General features: G+C 72.0%; 16 protein-coding genes and 1 tRNA gene. 9 read left to right on the forward strand and 8 right to left on the reverse strand.

From position 1 onward, the window contains the following. Positions 1-3: 3 nt before the first annotated feature. Entirely contained in the window at positions 4-894 is an 891-nt protein-coding gene (locus ACIBD9_RS16405; RefSeq protein ID WP_396718365.1) for a maleylpyruvate isomerase family mycothiol-dependent enzyme, read from the reverse strand. 79 nt (positions 895-973) lie between these two features. Next, positions 974-1,912: a hypothetical protein gene (locus tag ACIBD9_RS16410; RefSeq protein ID WP_396718368.1), complete on the reverse strand. Its 939-nt coding sequence runs from the start codon at positions 1,910-1,912 to the stop codon at positions 974-976. Positions 1,913-2,096: 184 nt separating this feature from the next. On the opposite strand from ACIBD9_RS16410, the gene ACIBD9_RS16415 reads away from it, so the two are divergent. From ACIBD9_RS16415 to ACIBD9_RS16435, 5 genes are all read left to right on the forward strand, one after another. Next, entirely contained in the window at positions 2,097-3,104 is a 1,008-nt protein-coding gene (locus tag ACIBD9_RS16415) for an aminoglycoside phosphotransferase family protein (protein ID WP_396718371.1), read from the forward strand. A gap of 111 nt (positions 3,105-3,215) precedes the next feature. Next, positions 3,216-3,722: a hypothetical protein gene (locus tag ACIBD9_RS16420; protein ID WP_396718373.1), complete on the forward strand. Its 507-nt coding sequence runs from the start codon at positions 3,216-3,218 to the stop codon at positions 3,720-3,722. Positions 3,723-3,806: 84 nt separating this feature from the next. Continuing rightward, positions 3,807-4,499 (forward strand): response regulator transcription factor, encoded by a 693-nt coding sequence (locus tag ACIBD9_RS16425; RefSeq protein WP_124822475.1) that lies wholly within the window; start codon positions 3,807-3,809, stop codon positions 4,497-4,499. Next, positions 4,492-5,958, forward strand: coding sequence for a sensor histidine kinase (locus ACIBD9_RS16430; protein ID WP_396718376.1), 1,467 nt, complete (start codon positions 4,492-4,494; stop codon positions 5,956-5,958). The genes ACIBD9_RS16425 and ACIBD9_RS16430 overlap by 8 nt, the downstream gene beginning before the upstream one ends. 56 nt (positions 5,959-6,014) lie before the next feature. Continuing rightward, positions 6,015-6,614, forward strand: a complete 600-nt coding sequence (locus ACIBD9_RS16435; protein WP_396718378.1) for a hypothetical protein — start codon at positions 6,015-6,017, stop codon at positions 6,612-6,614. A gap of 77 nt (positions 6,615-6,691) precedes the next feature. Here the strand turns inward: ACIBD9_RS16435 and ACIBD9_RS16440 are convergent, their stop codons facing one another. Further along, a complete protein-coding gene (locus ACIBD9_RS16440; protein ID WP_396718381.1) occupies positions 6,692-8,893 on the reverse strand; it encodes an ArnT family glycosyltransferase in 2,202 nt (733 codons plus the stop codon). 123 nt (positions 8,894-9,016) lie between these two features. On the opposite strand from ACIBD9_RS16440, the gene ACIBD9_RS16445 reads away from it, so the two are divergent. Continuing rightward, positions 9,017-9,724 carry a glycosyltransferase family 2 protein gene (locus ACIBD9_RS16445; RefSeq protein ID WP_030487790.1) on the forward strand — a complete coding sequence of 236 codons (708 nt, stop codon included), beginning with the start codon at positions 9,017-9,019 and terminating at the stop codon, positions 9,722-9,724. Here the strand turns inward: ACIBD9_RS16445 and ACIBD9_RS16450 are convergent. After that, entirely contained in the window at positions 9,710-10,603 is an 894-nt protein-coding gene (locus tag ACIBD9_RS16450; RefSeq protein WP_396718384.1) for a transketolase family protein, read from the reverse strand. The genes ACIBD9_RS16445 and ACIBD9_RS16450 overlap by 15 nt on opposite strands. A 5-nt stretch (positions 10,604-10,608) precedes the next feature. Next, a complete protein-coding gene (locus tag ACIBD9_RS16455; RefSeq protein WP_396718387.1) occupies positions 10,609-11,304 on the reverse strand; it encodes a transketolase in 696 nt (231 codons plus the stop codon). A 47-nt stretch (positions 11,305-11,351) separates the two neighbouring features. On the opposite strand from ACIBD9_RS16455, the gene soxR reads away from it, so the two are divergent. Next, positions 11,352-11,825, forward strand: a complete 474-nt coding sequence (gene soxR, locus ACIBD9_RS16460; protein ID WP_396718390.1) for a redox-sensitive transcriptional activator SoxR — start codon at positions 11,352-11,354, stop codon at positions 11,823-11,825. Here soxR and ACIBD9_RS16465 read toward each other — a convergent pair. Beyond that, positions 11,818-12,816 (reverse strand): NAD(P)H-quinone oxidoreductase, encoded by a 999-nt coding sequence (locus tag ACIBD9_RS16465; RefSeq protein WP_396718393.1) that lies wholly within the window; start codon positions 12,814-12,816, stop codon positions 11,818-11,820. The two genes, soxR and ACIBD9_RS16465, sit on opposite strands and share 8 nt — an antisense overlap. A 161-nt stretch (positions 12,817-12,977) precedes the next feature. Between ACIBD9_RS16465 and ACIBD9_RS16470 the strand changes: the two genes are divergently transcribed. Continuing rightward, a tRNA-Ser gene (locus tag ACIBD9_RS16470) sits at positions 12,978-13,064 on the forward strand. A gap of 63 nt (positions 13,065-13,127) precedes the next feature. Here ACIBD9_RS16470 and ACIBD9_RS16475 read toward each other — a convergent pair. Beyond that, the gene (locus ACIBD9_RS16475) at positions 13,128-14,309 is read right to left on the reverse strand and encodes a low temperature requirement protein A (RefSeq protein ID WP_396718396.1); all 1,182 of its coding nucleotides are present in this window, start codon (positions 14,307-14,309) and stop codon (positions 13,128-13,130) included. A gap of 51 nt (positions 14,310-14,360) precedes the next feature. Beyond that, entirely contained in the window at positions 14,361-14,549 is a 189-nt protein-coding gene (locus ACIBD9_RS16480) for a hypothetical protein (protein WP_396718398.1), read from the reverse strand. Positions 14,550-14,659: 110 nt separating this feature from the next. On the opposite strand from ACIBD9_RS16480, the gene ACIBD9_RS16485 reads away from it, so the two are divergent. After that, complete coding sequence (locus ACIBD9_RS16485) at positions 14,660-15,202, forward strand: YbhB/YbcL family Raf kinase inhibitor-like protein (RefSeq protein ID WP_387173297.1); 543 nt, start codon at positions 14,660-14,662, stop codon at positions 15,200-15,202. Positions 15,203-15,238 lie beyond the last annotated feature (36 nt).

A 15,238-nucleotide genomic window follows, 5' to 3' on the forward strand; every position in this document is an offset into this window, starting at 1 on the left:
CGGTCACCTGCGCCGGGGCCCGGATGCTGGTGGGGGCGCGAGCCGGCCGTTGGGCATGTGCACGACCCGGAGGAACGCGGGCAGCCGCCACGGCCTCGGTCCGCCGATGACCACGTCGCGCCGCAGCACCGCCTGCGCGATGCTGATCCGGCCGAACATCATCAGGTTGAACCGGGCGGGGCGGAACGTCACCCTCGCGTCGTACGGGGCGTCGGGTGGCGCGATCCGCACCCGGCGGTCGCCCAGGGTCAGCGTCGTCGTCGGCGTGTACTCCGAGCGGAACTGCACCGACACGTGGTGGCGGGGCATCGGCAGTTCGGTGTTGAGCAGCACCCCGTACGTGTCGCGCAGCATGTCGAACATGAACAGCTCCCAGTAGAGCGCGGCGTGCTCGTCCGGCATCGGCCACGCCCGGCGGAGCGCCCGCGCGATGTCCCAGCCGTGCACGAGCAGCTCGTTGGTCAGATGGGCGAACAGGCCGCCGACCGTCACCCGCGCGTTGCCCAGCCAACTCACCGTCGAGCGCGGATCGGCCGACGTCGTCAGGAGGCGGCCGACCAGGGTGTTCAGCTGCGTCAGCAGCACCTCCGGGTCGCGCTCGGTGAAGTGGGCGAGCACCTGGGCGTTGACGTCGGCCACCGTGTCCACGTTCGTGGTGGCCAGCAGGTCCTCCAGCCCTGGCACCCGGATGGGGACCGCGGTGCCCTCCAGCCTCGACACGTACAGCACCGCGATCGACACCACGTGCGCGAGGGTGTCGGCCACGGTCCAGTCGGCGGTCGCCATGACGTCGGGTGAGGGCGCGGCGGCCACCAGATCGGTGAACCGGTCGGTGGCCGTTCGCAGGGCCGTGTTGGCCACACTCCACCGGTCCGGATCTGCCGCGCCAGTCACACGAACAGCATCGAGCACCCAGCGCGCCGGAACATCTTCGAATGTGCCATCTTCCGGCGGCGGCAGGTCTGGACCGGCGTCAGTCGTTGTAGAACATGGTGGGGAACCACCCGAAGCCGAAGATCGAGGGCACCCGGACGTCCCAGTACACGACTGTGAAGACGCCCAGGGCGATGAGCAGCGCGCCGCTGATCACCATGCTGCGGCGTACGTCGGCGGCGAGCCAGCTGATGAACCGGCCACGGGTGAGCATGATCAGCAGCGCGAACAGTGCGGTGACCACGACGATGTTGCCGAGGGACTGCAGCACGAACGCGGCCGAACCGTACAGCGGGTTGCCGCTGTCGACCGCCCAGTGGAACAGCTTGTTGAACAGCGGGTACGGCCGGCCGATGAGGAAGCCGCCGATGAGCGCGCCGAGGGTGATCACCCGTGCGACCGGCCGGTCGGCGAACACGTCCGGCACCGTCCGGATCGCGGCCAGCCCCAGGTAGATGAGGGCCAGTCCGATGACGCCGAACACCACCGACGACTGGATGATGCGCACCGGCACCCCACCGGCGGTGTCGGTGGACAGCTGGGGGAGCCGGTCACCCAGCAGGACCCCGACGAACCCGTACACCGCGGCGACGGCGACCATGCCCAGGGTGAGGTAGCCGACCGGCCGCAGCAGCAGCCGGAGCCGGTCACCGTTGGCAGAGCTTGCCGCGCCGAGCGGCCCGATGGACGCGAGCATCGCGATGTTGCACGCGGTGAACGTGCCGGCGAGGCCCGACACGAACGCGAACACCAGGCCGGCGGCGGTACCGGAGATCGCCGTCGCCTTCGCGTCATGGCCGAGGATCCCGCTGGCGACGCTGTCACCGATGACCGAGTCGACGAACTCGTAGGACCAGAGCACCGCCAGCAGGACTCCGGCCGCCACGCTGACCGCGATGATGACGCCGTTGCGTTGTGGACGCTCGGCGGCGGAGGGGCGCGTGAAGTCTCGCGTGGCTGTGGTTGGCGTTCCCGTCATAGCTCCACTCCCCGAGCAGATTCGAGCATGATTACTGGGCGCAGCGATAATGTCGCTCACAGCTTCCTCGGCGCATCTCGCAGAGTGCGCAATCGGCAGATGCCACCTCCTCCGCTGGGACGCCGTGGGCCGGCGCCGGAATAAGCGGTCCCGAACCTCGGGAGGACGGCCTAGGGTGCCCAACGTGACGACGATCGAGCGTGCCCCGGACTGGTCCGACGAGCAGTGGCAGACGCAGGCCCGGTCCTGGGTCGACGAGCAGTTGACTCGCGCGGGTCGGCGGGTGACCGGGCCGGTGGAGCCGCGGGTCCGTCCCTGGTCGCTGGTGTGGCGGGTGCCCACCGACGACGGCCCGGTCTGGTTCAAGGCCAACAACCCGGGCACGGTGCACGAGGCGGTCCTGGTCGCGGCGCTCGCCGAGTTGACGCCCGACCGGGTGCTGACGCCGATCGCGGTGGACCCGGCGCAGGGCTGGTCGCTGCTGCCCGACGGCGGCGAGTCGTTGCGCGACGTGCTGGCACGCGATCCCGATCTGGCGCACTGGGAGCGGGCGTTGCCCGGGTACGCGGCGCTGCAACTGGCCACCGTGCCCCGCGCCGACGAGTTCGTCGCCCTGGGCGTGCCGGATCAGCGTCCGGAGGTGCTGGCCGGCCTCTTCGCCGAACTGCTCGACGATCGAGAGGCGCTGCTGATCGACGCCGAGGGCGGGCTCAGCGCGGAGGTGCACGAGCGGCTGCGGGCCGAGCTGCCGTCGTACGCGCAGCGGAGCCGCCGGCTCGCCGACATCGGCATCCCGGCCACCGTGCAACACGACGACCTGCATGACGGCAACGTCTTCGCCAGCGCGGCCGGGTACCGCTACTTCGACTGGGGTGACGCCTCGGTGGCGCACCCGTTCGGCACGCTGCTGGTGACCCTGCGCTCCATCGGGCACGCCGGGAAGCTCGCCGCCGACGACGCCCAACTGGTTCGGTTGCGCGACGCCTACCTGGAGGCGTGGACGGACCGGTACGACCGCCGGACCCTCGTCGAGGCCGCCGACCTCGCGATCGGTCTGGGGCCGGTGAGCCGGTCGCTGTCCTGGCGTCGAGCGCTGGACACCCCCGAGGAGTCCCGCGCCGAGTACGCCGACGCGGTCCCGGGCTGGCTGGAGGAGCTGTTCGCCGCCAGTCCACTTCAGCCGAACGCCTGACCATGATCCGTCCGAGTCGTAAGTCGGACAGGCAGTGCGACGGGCGGCGTGGAACTTCCAAAAATCCTCCGTGACCCACGTCACCCCGCTGGGGAGGTCGTTGGGCAGGTCATGGACGTCTTCTCCCGAACGTTCCTCCCGGCCGCCGCTGAGGCTGGCCTGGCCGTGCAGACGGTGAGCCGGCACATGCCGGTCTTCCGGCGCTGCGTCGGCTCCGGTGACGCCACCATCCTGGTCACCCGTTGCAGCCGCCCCGACCGCCCGGTCACCGGCGACTACCTCCTACTGCTCACCCACCGCCGCCTGGTGGTGACCCAGCAGACCCGCCTTCTGCACCGACTGCGCCTGCACCTCAACACCGAGTTGCGCGAGCTGAGCAACGTCACCTGGAGCCCGGACCCGCGGCTGCAGTCGGTCGAGATGGCGGCCACCGCGATCGACGGGATCCGTGAGCGGTTCCTGATCCGGACCACCCACCCGAAGCAGGTCTGGCAGCTCGACGCGTTGCTCAACCAGGCGTTCCGGACCCGCCTGCGACCGCCCGGCGTGCGGGTCGTCGCCAGCATCGGTGACGCACCGGCCGTCGCGCGGCCCGGGATGTTCGCTCCGTCCTGGTGAGCTGGCCCCCGCGTCGTTCCACCTTTACCGAACTCGAACACGCGCCGATCGCGCCAAGCCTCCGCCGTCGGCAATCATGGGCCGGTGACCGTCGAACCACCGCATCGCGGGCTCGTCCTCGTCGTGGAGGACGAGCCGGCCATCGCCGACCTGGTCCGGCTCTACCTCACCCGGGACGGGTTCGGCGTCCACCTGGAACGTGACGGAGAGGCCGGTCTGAGCGCGGCCCGCCGGCTGCGTCCGGTGGCCTGCGTGTTGGACATCGCGCTGCCGGGCCTGCCCGGCACCGAGATCTGCCGCCGGCTACGCGAGGCCGGCGACTGGACCCCGGTCATCTTCCTCACCGCCCGGGACGACGAGGTGGACCGGATCGTCGGCCTGGAGTTGGGCGCCGACGACTACGTCACCAAGCCGTTCAGCCCACGGGAACTGGTCGCCCGGGTGCGCGCGGTGCTGCGCCGTTCCGCCGGCGGCCCGGAGGGCGCGGACCGGCCACGGGTCGTCGGCCCGGTGACGCTGGACCCGGCCCGCCGCACGGTCACCGCTGCCGGTGCCCCGGTGCAGCTCACCTCCACCGAGTTCGACCTGCTGGCCCACCTGATGGCCCGGCCCGGCCGGGTCTTCACCAGGGAGGAGCTGCTCGCCGGAGTCTGGGGCTACGCGGCGCACGCCGGCACCCGGACGGTGGACGTGCATGTCGCCCAGGTGCGGGCGAAGCTCGGCCCGGCGAGCGTGATCCGGACCCATCGCGGCGTGGGGTACGCGGTCGATGCCTGACCACCCCGGGCACGTCGAGTCGCCGACCATGGCCCTGCCGGTGGTCGGCGCCACCCCACCCGCCGAGGCTCGACGAGGCCGCTTCGGCCGTACGCTGACCGCCCGCGCGGTGCTCGTCACCTGCGCGGTGGCGCTGGTGTCGGTGCTGGTAACCGCCATCGTCGCGGTGCCGTTGGCGATCCGTGGCGCGGAGCGGAGCGAGCAGGAGGCGCTCGCCGCCCAGGCCCGGCTCGCGGCCGAGGTGCTGCGGACCCGCCTCGACCGGGGTCGCAGCGCCGACGAGGAACGGCTCATCCAGCAACTGCGCGACCAGGGCATCGACGCGTACCTGATCCGGCGTGGGGCGGTCGACCGGGCGGGTCTGCCAACCCGGGTGGTGCAGCGGATCGGGCAGGGACGCAACGTGTCGGCTCGTCGCTCGGTCAACGGTGAGCGGGCCCTGGTCGAGGGTCGGGCCCTGCCCGGCGGCAACGGGGTGGTGCTCTCCCGTCCGCTGGCCAACGGCCTGTGGGCCCGGGTGCTGCTCAGTCTCTGGTTGCCGTTGCTGGCCGGGTTGACCGCCGGTGTGGTGGCCGGGTTGCTGCTGGCCCGTCGGCTGGCCCGGCCGATTCGCGTCGCGGCCACCGCCGCCGCCCGGCTGCGGGCTGGTGACCGCGCCGTCCAGGTGCCGGTCGAGCCGCCGGACGAGGTCGCCGACCTGGCCGAGGCGTTGAACGGGTTGGCTGCCGCACTGGCCACCAGCGAGGGTCGACAGCGGGAGTTCCTGCTCTCCGTCTCGCACGAGCTGCGCACCCCGCTGACCGCGATCCGGGGGTACGCCGAGGCGCTCGCCGACGGGGTGCTCGGTGCCGACGACACGGTGGACACCGGCCGGACCATGCTGGCCGAGGCCCAACACCTGGACCGGCTGATCGGTGACCTGCTGGCACTGGCCCGGCTGGAGGCCGCCGACTTCCCCCTCGAACCGGTGCCGGTGGATCTGACCCAACTGGCCGTCGACGCGGAGCCGACCTGGTCCGGCCGGTGCGCCGCGGTGGGCGTGCCGTTCCGGGTGGAGACGCCCGGTCAGCCGGTGCCCGCGTACACCGATCCGGGGAGGATCCGGCAGGTGCTGGACGGGCTGCTGGAGAACGCGCTGCGGGTCGTACCCCCGGGGTCGCCGGTGGTGCTCGCGGTCCGGCCGGCCGGCGCGGACCCGGCGCACGGCGGCGTGTTGGAGGTCCGCGACGGCGGGCCCGGCTTCACCGACGACGACCTGGCGGTGGCCTTCGAACGCGGTGCGCTGCACGAGCGGTACCGGGGGGTGCGCAAGGTGGGCAGCGGGTTGGGGTTGGCGCTGGCCGCCGGGCTGGTGCGCCGGCTGGGCGGGGAGATCGCCGCGGGGCACGCGCCGGAGGGTGGTGCCGCCTTCACCGTCCGGCTGCCCGGTGATCCTTACCTGACCCGAACATCGGCCTGACGCTCCGCTCGTCGTTGCGGGGAAGGCTGAGGGCTCCACGGACGAGAGGGAGAGTCATGCCACGTTGGGGTATCGCCACCGGCACCACGGCACTGCTCGCGGCGGTCGCGCTCGGCGTCAGCGGCTGCGGCGCGGCCGAGGTGGCCAGCCAGCCCGCCCGGGACGTCGCCGTCGAGGTCGCCGCCGCCATGGGGGTCGAGGGTCAGGCGCTGGCCGCGATGGGCTTCGACGCCGACGACCTGGACGTGCTGACCGTCGCCGCACCGGCCACCCCGACGCCGGGCGCGACCCCCAGCGCCAAGGAGAAGGCCCGGGAGAAGCGCGGTGAGGAGTGGCGCAAGCGCCGCCAGGCCCGCGTGCTGCTGCGCAAGAACACCCTGCACGGTGAGGCGGTGGTGAAGACGAAGGACGGCGGTACGCAGACCGTCGCCGTGCAGCGCGGCGAGGTCACCGCGATCGACGGCGACTCGATGACCGTCAAGTCCACCGACGGCTTCACCATGAGCTGGACCTTCGGCGACGACCTGCGGGTGGTCGAGCGGCGGGCCACCGTGCAGCCGAGCGAGGTCAAGGTTGGCGCGACGCTCGGCGTCGCCGGCGCGAAGGACGGCGACAAGGGCGTGGCCCGGCTCATCCTCATTCCCCGCGCCAAGTGAGCGAAGGGGCCCTGGTCGATGCCGGGGCCCCTGCCCTCGTCAGTAGACGCGGGAGCGATGCCGCCGGTGCCGCTTGCTCAGCGGCCCGGCGGGAGGGCGTAACCGACGTAACCGTCGAACTCCAGCCGCCAGCCGGCCGGGACGAGTTTGGCGCAGGCCGCCTCGCTGCCGGTGCAGACGATCGCGTCGACCGAGGAGGGGGCGGCGGGCGGTCGTTCCGGCAGTACCGACTGCAACGCCACCAGGTCCGGTGAGCCGCCGTCGGGGTGCCGCAGCAGCAGCCACCACGGGTACTCCCAGTTGTCGTTCTGCTGCACCAGCCCGATCCGTCGCGCACCGCTGTCCTGGACCGCGGCCGCCGCCCAGCGGAACTCGTCGGCCCACTGTGGGCGGCGCAGGAACCGGGTGTCCCAGTCCGAGGTGGTGAAGACCGAACCGGCACCGACCAGCCGGCGCGGGAAGCCGTACGACAGCGCGAGCACTCCGGCCAGCGCCGAGGTGGCCAGCACGGTGACGGCCACCACGGTGGCAACGGTTCGACGTCCGCCCGCGCGGTTGCGCAGGAGCGCGTCCAGCCAGAGGCCGGCGAGGGGTACGGCGAGCACCACGGCGTAGAGCAGCAGCCGGTTGCCCCACGGCTGCCATTTGATCATCGCGGTGTGCAGCAGCACGGCGGTCAGCACCGCCACGGCGTACGCCCGCAGCGACCCGGCCCGCTCGGCGGCGATCCGCCGTGGTCGGGCGAGCGCGATCACCACGCCGATCACCGCCAACGCCCCGGCCAGCGGAAACGCCACCCGGTCCTCATCCGGATACCAGGCCGGCTCCGGGAAGAGCTCCCGACCGAAGGTGATCGCGCGGTCCTGTGGGTCGACCCCGATCGCCTCGGCGCCGCTGATGATCACTTCCGCCCCGGCCCGACGCAGGGGCGCCAGCGGTGTGTCGAACGCCGTGTGCCCGATCCGCAGCGCGTTGACCACTATCGACGCCGGGTCGTGCCGCTCCATCGGGATGGACTCGCGCAGCCGGGGCGGCCCCAGCGGGTGCCCGAACTCGGCGGTGACCCGGGCCAGGAACGGGCCGACCACCACGGCCGCGACCACCAGGATCAGCACCGAACCGCCGACCGTACGGGCCAGCCCGCCGACCGGCCAGGACCGCCGTCCCGCACCCGCCGCTGACGTGCCCGCCGGTGCCGGAGGATCGGTCCGGGCCAGCCTCAACTGGGCCAGCCCCCAGAGCACCAGCAGCGGGCCGACCGCGATCAGGCCGCTGGTCTTGGTCACCGCGGTCAGCCCGGTGGCCGCCCCCAGCCCGAGCAGCGTGCCCCAGCCGGTCCGTCGACGCAGCCCGTCCAGCGTCAGGGTCGCCGCGCAGGCCACCCACGCCGCGCAGATCAGGTCGGTCTGCGTGCTGGTCGCCTGGAGCACCACCATCGGCGTGGTCGCCAACACGAACGCGGTGAGCAACTGGGCCCTCCGGCCGCCGCCGAGCTGCGCCGTGATCCGTGCGGCCACCAGGAGGCAGACCACCCCGGCCGCCCACTGCACCAGATTGTGCAGGGAGTCCCCGCCGGTGAGCAGGCGCAGGTGCAGCAGCAGGTACTCGGCCCCGGGCGGGATGGTCACCTGCCGGTGGATGGCGGTGGGCCAGAAGTCCAGGTCGCCCTGGGCGACCCAGTGCTCCACCTTCGGCAGGTGGTACGTCTGCGAGTCGAAGTTGTTCGGCTCGGCCAGCAGCGCGACCAGCAGCTCCACCAGGACCAGCCCGCCGACCGTGCCGGCGAGGAGCCGTTCGCCCGGTCGGGCCGTACGCCAGGTGTCGACGGCCGCGGCGAGCAAACCGGCGGCCCTCCGACCGGCCCGGGTCGGCGCGGTGGCGGCCCCACCGGGCTCGGCGGCCGGGGCGGACACGTCGGGGTTGCCCCCGGACACCACCGCGCCCACCGGAACCGGCCGCGACGCGGTGGTGACTGGCACCGGCGCGGCGTCGACCGGCTGCCCGAGGCGAGCCTCCCGTCGCCAGCGCAGACCGGCCGCCGTCGCGGCAGCGGCAAGGAAGAGCAGCCAGGCGACGGCGAACGCGGGTCGGGTCAGCGCGTGCGACGCGCCGAGCACCTCGACGACGAGCACCGCGTACGCCCCGCTGAGCAGGACGGCGCGCACCACGGCGAGCCGCAGCGGTGCCACCGCACCAGCCTCGCGTGGCCTCGTCGCGACGGTGAGCAGGAGCACCGCGGCGGCAGGAACCGCCGCGAGCAGGGAGCCGGCAGCCGACATGGCGGAAGTAAACACCATTGGTCTGAACCCGCCGCGCCGGCTGCCCCGCAGTGGCGGTACGCGGTTAACAAACCAACCAGGCTAGGCTATGGCCGACGTGTTGCCGCCACCGTGGAGATTCCCGTGAAGCTCTCGATCCTCATGCCGGTCTACAACGAGGAAGAACGCATCGCGGATGCCCTCAAGCAGGCATTGGCGGTGGACTATCCCTGCGAGATCGAGTTGGTAGTCGTCGACGACGGCAGCCGGGACGGCACCGGTGAGGTCCTCGGCCGCGCCGACGACGCACGCCTGCGGGTCATCACCCACCAGCGCAACGCCGGCAAGGGTGCCGCCATCAAGACGGCGGTCGACAGCGCCGAGGGCGACTACATGGTCATCCTCGACGCCGACCTGGAGTACGACCCGCAGGACATCCCCAAGCTGCTCGACCCGGTGCTCGACGGGCGGGCCACGGTGGTCTACGGCAATCGCACCTTCGGCAGCCACAGCGCCTACAGCTTCTGGTACGTGATGGGCAACAAGGGCGTCACCATGGCGGCCAACGTGCTGTTCAACTCGTACATCGGTGACCTGGAGACCTGCTTCAAGCTGATGCCGGTGGCGCTCTACCGGTCGCTCGAGGTGCGTTCGCGCGGCTTCGGCATGGAGGCCGAGGTGACCGGCAAGCTGCTGCGTCGCCGCATCCGGCCGTACGAGGTGCCGATCAGCTACCGGGCGCGCGGCCGGGAAGAGGGCAAGAAGATCACCTGGAAGGACGGCGTCGAGGCGATCTGGATCCTCGGGCGCGAGCGCGCTCGCCGCCGCCCCGCCGTCTCAGCCGCCAACTGACCCCAGGAACCCGCTGATCGACCGCCGCAGGCCGTCGGCGTCCAGACCATGCCACCGGGCGTGGTCGGCCGGATCGCCGTACCGTCGCAGGTCGGTCTGACCCACCCCGAGCGCGAGCAGCCGGTGCGGTACGTCCGCCAGCGCCCGGCTGACGACCGCGCTCGACGTGCCCGCCAGGTACGGCTCGACAAGCACCACGTCGGTGTTGGCGAGCGCCCGCAGCCCACGAGTGTCGAACGGCCGGGGCGTGTGGGTGTACGCCACCGTCACGTCCATCCCCTCGGTCGCCGCCAGGGTGGGGTCGAGCATCGGTCCGACCGCCACCACGAGCGGCGCGTTCGTTCCGCCCCGCCGCAGCACCCGTAGCCGGCTGGCATCCGGGTACGCCTCGGCGTTGCCCTGCTCGGAGAGCCGCAGGTAGATCGGATCGTCGGTGGTCGCGGCGGTGCGGAGCAGCGGCGCCACCTCGTCCGGGTGGCCGGGCACCCGGACCGTCCAGCCGTCGCCGAGGGAGTCGAAGAGCGCCACGTCCCCGGGTGACTGGTGGGTGCGGCCCTCCGCCGACCCGTCGTACGACGCGCCGATGCTGACCAGGACGGCTCCCACACCCTGGTGGTCCAGATCCAACTTGATCTGCTCGTACGCCCGGTCCACCAGGAACGTCGCGTACGAGTGCGCGATCGGACGCAGCCCGGTCAGGGCGAGCCCACCGGCCACACCGATCATCAGCTGCTCCCGGATCCCGACGTTGAGCACCCGGTCCGGGTGTCGGTGCCCTACCGGGGCGAACTGGCTCACCGAGATGTCGGCAAGCACCAGTGCGGTACGCGGATCCTCGTCGAGGAGCGCGGTGGCGGTGTCGATGAAGGCGGTACGCATGTCGGTCATCCCTTGCTCTCGGTGCGGGCGACCACCAGGTGCGGGTGTCGTGGCCGGTGCCCGGTCAGCGCCGCGTACAGGGCCTCGTGGTCCCGGCCGCCCACGGTGTCGGCGGTCCAACCGTTGACGGTGAACCGGCTGGCGATGCCGCCGGCCCACCCGTAGCTGGCCGACGCGTTGTCCACCACGACCGCGGTGAGGTTGTCCAGGCCTATCGCTCCCGCGTACGCGATCGCCTCGTGGTTGGATCCCTCGTCCAGTTCGGCGTCGCCGAGCAGCACGTACACCCGGGGTTTGCGCAGCCCCTGGGCGCGTAGGCCGAGCGCGGTGCCGACGGCCAGCCCGAGCCCGTGCCCGAGCGAACCGGAGCTGATCTCGACCCCGGGCACCAGGCGTCGGTCCGGGTGGTGGCCGAGCCGGCTCTCCGGGCCGGCCAGGTCGTCGAGCCAGGCGTCCGGGATGAAACCGTGCGCGGCGAGCACCGCGTAGTAGGCGGCCGGTCCGTGGCCCTTGGAGAGCAGGAACCGGTCCCGCTCCGGGTCGTCGGCGGTGTCGGGGGTGACCCGCAGCACCCGGTCGTAGAGCACCTGGAGCACGTCGATCGTGGAGTGCGCGCTCGGCGCGTGCTTCTCGTCGCCGGTCAGTCGTCGGATCAGCCCGGGCAGTCGGGCGCTGCTGTCGGTGGTCAGTGTGGTGGTCATGCCACTACTGTGTTAGTTGAAGTGCACTTCAACTCAAGGACCTGTTGATGCCGGATCTACTGACGATCGGTGAGCTGTCCGCCCGCTCCGGGGTGGCACCGTCGGCGCTGCGCTACTACGAGCGACTCGGGCTGATCCGCGCCGACCGTACCGGCGGCAACCAGCGCCGGTACGCCCGCGCCGAGCTGCGGCGGGTTGCCTTCATCCGGATCTCCCAGCAGGTCGGCGTCTCGCTCGACGAGATCCGGGCGGCACTCGACTCGCTCCCCGAGGCCCGCACTCCCAGCCCGCAGGACTGGGCGCGGCTCTCGGCGAGTTGGCGGAGCCGGTTGGACGAGCGGATCCGGCTGCTCACCAAGCTCCGCGACGACCTGGACGGCTGCATCGGCTGCGGCTGCCTGTCGTTGCAGCGCTGCACGCTCAACAACCCGGGGGACACGCTGGCCGGCGAGGGCCCGGGCGCCCGGCTGGTGCTGCCCCGACCGACCGACGACCCGACGCTGGCGGGCTCCCTCAACTGACGGCTGACCGCCCGCCCGGTGGGCGGGTGAGGAGCACCTTGCCGAAGTGGTCGTGCGATTCGACGCGCCGGTGCGCCTCCGCCGCCTCGGTCATCGGCAGCCGCCGGTCCACGATCGGCCGGATCCGGCCCGCCTCGACCAACGGCCACACCTCGTCCCGTACGCCCTGCACGATCTCCGCCTTCTCGGCGAGCGGACGGGACCGTAGCGACGTCGCGGTGACGCTCGCCCGCTTGGTCAGCAACGCGCCGAGATCCAACTCGGCCTTGCGCCCACCCTGCATCCCGATCACCACGAGCCGACCTCCGGTGGCCAGCGCGGAGACGTTCCGCCCCAGGTAGGCCGCGCCCATGATGTCGAGGATGACGTCCACCCCGCGTCCGTCGGTGACCCGCCGGGCCTCCTCGACGAAGTCCTGCTCCCGGTAGTCGATCAGGTGGGCCGCGCCCAGCTCACGCAGCCGGGCGTGCTTGGCCTCCCGCGCGGTGGTCAGCACGGTCACGCCGAGGGCCGCCCCGAGCTGGATGGCGAAGGTGCCGATCCCGCTGCCCCCGCCGTGCACCAGCAGCGTCTCGCCCGCGTCGAGCCGCGCCACCTGAATCAGGTTCGACCAGACCGTGCAGGCCGCCTCGGGCAGCGCCGCCGCGTCGACCGGGTCGCAGGCCGGCACCGGCAGCAACTGCCCGGCGGGGACCGCCACCCGCTCCGCGTACCCGCCGCCGGCCAGCAGCGCGCAGACCTGCTGCCCGACCGCCCAACCGGCGACCTCCGCGCCAACCTCCGTGATCACCCCAGAGCATTCCAAGCCGGGGTACGCGGGCGCGCCCGGCGGTGGCGGGTAGTGCCCCTGCCGTTGCAGCAGGTCAGCGCGGTTGACCCCGCTGGCCCGCACATCCACGACGACCTCGTCCGGGCCCGGCTCCGGGTCGGGCACCTCGGCCCAGACCAGCGCGTCGGGTCCACCGGGCTCCGGAATCGTGATGGCTCGCATGGGCCCAGTCTTCCCGATCTCACCGGGTGCCGCAGGCGCACCCTCCAGCCCACTGTGGACACGCGCGACCGCCTGGCCGGCGTACCGGGGAGGGACGCCGGGCCGCCCGGAGCGAGCCGTGGCAGACTATGCGTGGCCGTACGCCCACGGGCGGCGGCCCAGGAGGGTTCGCCTAGTGGCCGATGGCGCTGGTCTTGAAAACCGGTAAGGCAGCGATGTCTTCGTGGGTTCGAATCCCACACCCTCCGCCCACCTTGATCCACTCGACTCCCCGAAAGTCGGGGTGTCAGGAGTCCTGGGACACCCCGACGTCACTGAACCTGAGTCGATCTCCTGGTCCACGCCTCGTAGCTGAGCAGCACGGCGAGGAACGCGGTGAGCAGGCCGAGCGCGGCCAGGTCGGGCAGGTACCGGCCGACGGGAAGCAACGGCAGCGCCACGACGGGAGCGACGAGCTGCCCCGGTCGCACGCACCGGACGCTGAGACTCAGGAACGTCGCCCTGCCTGCGAGGAACAGGGCGGTCCCGCCGAACAGCGCGATTGCCGGCATCCAGTCCGAGGTGCCGGGGGACTCCTCGTGCGCGAGCCCGGCGAAGATCTGCTCGACTCCCAGCGCCACGTAGATGGTCCCGGCGACCAGCGGAAAGTGGGCGAGGGTGTAGGCGTTGGCGCCGACGTGGGCCCGCCGTAGCCCGGACTCCGTCATCAACGCCTGGCCGGCGGCCATCGCGGTGGAGGAGTACAGCCAGTACAGGCACACGGTGACGGCCAGCGTGAGGACCGCGGCCAACAGGATCGGTCCGCGGACCCGCTGTACCCCGACGCCGGCGCCGACCGAGATGAGGGACTCGCCGAGCGCAATGATCACCACGAGGCTGTGTCGCTCCGCGAAGTGACTCGGGCTTCGCACCGGCCACCCGCTCAGCACCGAGGACACCACCCCGCCGCCCATGTCGATGGTGAGGGCCGCCGCCCAGAGCAGGAGCTGGGCGGTGCCGCCGAGCACGGCACCGAGGACGAAGGGGATCCAGGACAGCACGGTCGAGAGGGCGTACAGACGAAGGGTCCTGCTCAGCTGTCGGTTGCCCGCAGCGGCCCACTGGAAGAGCGCGAGAGCGATGACGCGAAGCGTGACGTAGGCCAGCACCAGGATCAGTCGTTGTCTCGTCGTGCCCGGCCCGGTCGCCCAGGCGTCGGGGATGACCAGTGCGACGAGGAAGACGGCGGCCATCGAGACCGTCACACCGGCACGGATCAGCCCGACGTCGATGCGGACGTGGTTGCCCAGCCAGGAGTAGACCACCCAGGAGATCCACAGCAACAGGAGTACGAGGAATCCCTGCGTGAGCGCCACCGGCGACGGCCGCTGGCTCATGAACGTGGTGACCCGGATGAGGCCGAAGACGAACACCAGATCGAAGAAGATCTCGAAGAGGGTGGTTCGGTGTGTCTCCGCGGTCGCCACCGGCCGCGACCGGAAGATCCGCCCCATCAGGCAATCTTCACCGGTTTCAGGGTGGCAGTCCGGCGCGCCGCGTCCCGGTCACTCCGGCGGGTCGGTGGCCTGCCGCTCCCGGCGGATCGTCTCCTCGGCCAGTCGCTCGACCGCGCGTCGGCGTTCGCCGGCGATGGCCCGCTCGTCTCGGCGGCGGAACGCGGTGAAAACGGCCACCACGAAGTCCCGCCAGATGCCGGCCACGGTGTCCCCCTGCGGAACGTTGCCCGAACTCAAACGTAGCTCCGCGAAACCACAGTCGGTCAGCGCGTGCTTCCGGTCGTCGGGAGGGCCGTGGCGGGGTAAGAAGGGGCTGGTATCTCCGCACATCGGAAGGACGCGTCCCCATGACCCTGGAACGACCGATCGCCCCGGACCCGTACGAGCTGCTGCCGACGCTGCCCTCGTTCACGCTGACGAGCGACGACGTGCAGAACGGCGAGCCGATGGATGCCCGGCACGCGCATGGCAGCACCGGGGGCGACAACGTCTCGCCGCAGCTGGCCTGGTCGGACTTCCCCGCCGAGACGAAGAGCTTCGCGGTGACCTGCTACGACCCCGACGCGCCGACGGGCAGCGGTTTCTGGCACTGGGTGCTGGTGAACGTGCCGGCCAGCGTCACCCAGTTGCCCACCGGCGCCGGTGGCGCGGCGGGCACCGACCTCGGTGGGGCGTTCTCGGTCCGCAACGACTACGGCGAGCAGGGGTACGGCGGGTCAGCGCCGCCGCCCGGTGACCGCCCGCACCGGTACGTCTTCGCGGTGCACGCCCTGGACGTCGATCGCCTGGACCTGACGCCGGACGCCACGCCCGCCTACGTCGGCTTCAACCTGACGTTCCACACCCTGGCCCGAGCGGTGATCCGCCCGACCTACCAGATCAAGGAGTAACCCCGCCCCAGCTCCCGCGATCTTGCACTTACTGTC

The sequence above is a fragment of the Micromonospora sp. NPDC050784 genome, from assembly GCF_044456765.1.
In the GTDB taxonomy this organism is placed as follows: domain Bacteria; phylum Actinomycetota; class Actinomycetes; order Mycobacteriales; family Micromonosporaceae; genus Micromonospora; species Micromonospora foliorum.